Source organism: Streptomyces sp. ACA25, from assembly GCF_028200735.1.
Classification (GTDB): Bacteria; Actinomycetota; Actinomycetes; order Streptomycetales; family Streptomycetaceae; genus Streptomyces.
In genome coordinates, this window is sequence record NZ_JAQKPV010000086.1 from 1 (window position 1) to 525 (window position 525).

A 525-nucleotide genomic window follows, 5' to 3' on the forward strand; every position below is an offset into this window, starting at 1 on the left:
ACAACTCCACCCGATCCGCACCCAACACCACACCACGATGCTCAAGAGCCGACCGCGTGGTGCCCAGCGCGTATGCCACATCGCGCGGGGCGGCTTCGAGCGCGGACCCGTGTGCGGCCAGCCGCCCGGCCTGCTCGCGCAGGCCCGCGGCCGTACGGGCGGAGAGGATCCACGGGAGGAGCGGCAGGTCCCGGTCTGCGGGCTCCGGCTCCGCCGTGGGTTCGGCGGTGAGCGGGGGCTCCTGCTCCAGGACGACGTGGGCGTTGGTGCCGCTCACGCCGAACGACGACACACCCGCCCGGCGCGGCTGTCCGGTCTGCGGCCACGGCCGCGTCTCGGTCAGCAACTCCACCGCACCCGCCGACCAGTCGACATGCGAAGTCGGCGCGTCCACATGGAGCGTGCGGGGCAACACGCCGTGCCGCATCGCCTGCACCATCTTGATCACACCGGCAACCCCGGCCGCGGCCTGGGCGTGCCCGATGTTCGACTTCACCGAACCCAACAACAACGGCCGCTCACGAC

At 72.2% G+C, this 525-nt stretch carries 1 protein-coding gene; it reads right to left on the reverse strand.

The annotated features are described in order from the left end of the window. Positions 1 to 525, reverse strand: a 525-nt coding sequence (locus PJ985_RS23290) for a ketoacyl-synthetase C-terminal extension domain-containing protein (RefSeq protein ID WP_271685866.1), incomplete at both ends; no start/stop codon positions are given.